The organism is Bacillus sp. Nf3, from assembly GCF_003028545.1.
In the GTDB taxonomy this organism is placed as follows: Bacteria; Bacillota; Bacilli; order Bacillales; family Bacillaceae; genus Bacillus; species Bacillus safensis.
Genome location: NZ_PYUA01000047.1, coordinates 1 through 656 on the forward strand (window position 1 = coordinate 1; position 656 = coordinate 656).

General features: G+C 66.6%; 1 protein-coding gene. It reads left to right on the forward strand.

Features of this window, described 5'->3' with window-relative positions:
* Positions 1-587: phosphatase PAP2 family protein (locus tag C9414_RS20775; protein ID WP_107164300.1), on the forward strand; the 587-nt coding region annotated here is incomplete at its 5' end.
* Positions 588-656: the final 69 nt, after the last annotated feature.

Sequence of the window (656 nt, forward strand, 5' to 3'; positions counted from 1 at the left end):
AGGACGTCTGGCGAGCGCTCTCCACCCTCGGCGACAGCCGCTGGCTGCTGCCCATGGCTGCGGTGCTGCTGCTGACCCTGCCGCGCTCGCAGGGCGGTTTCCGATGGCGCTGGCTGATCGCCATCGGCGCCACGGCAACGATCACCCTCGGCTCGAAACTCGCCTTCATGGGATGGGGATGGGGCATCCAGAGCCTGCACTTCACCGGTGTCTCCGGGCACGCCGCCATGTCCAGCGTGGTCTACCCTGTCGTGGGTGCCTTGTTGGCCGGTGCGGATCGGCGCGCACGCGCGGTCGGCATCACCTCAGGCTGCCTGCTCGCGGCAGCCATCGCATGGTCGCGCATTCCGTTGCAGGCCCACAGCCTGTCCGAGGTCATCGCAGGGCTGGTACTGGGCCTGGGAAGCGCCACCTGGGCGTTGCGCGCGTGCCATCCGACGCGGCGGCCAGCGGCCACCCCCCTGCTCCTTGCGGTACTGGCCGGAATGGCCTTGCCGCTCAGTCTGCCAGACCTGCATACGCACGAGGCCGTGATCGCGCTGGCGAAAACACTGTCGGGACGTGCGGAAATCTTCCCGCACTACTGAGAACTGTCGACTGGACTCCACAATTTCTTCACTTTCCTTGACAGGGGAAATGCGGATTGGCCACCATAG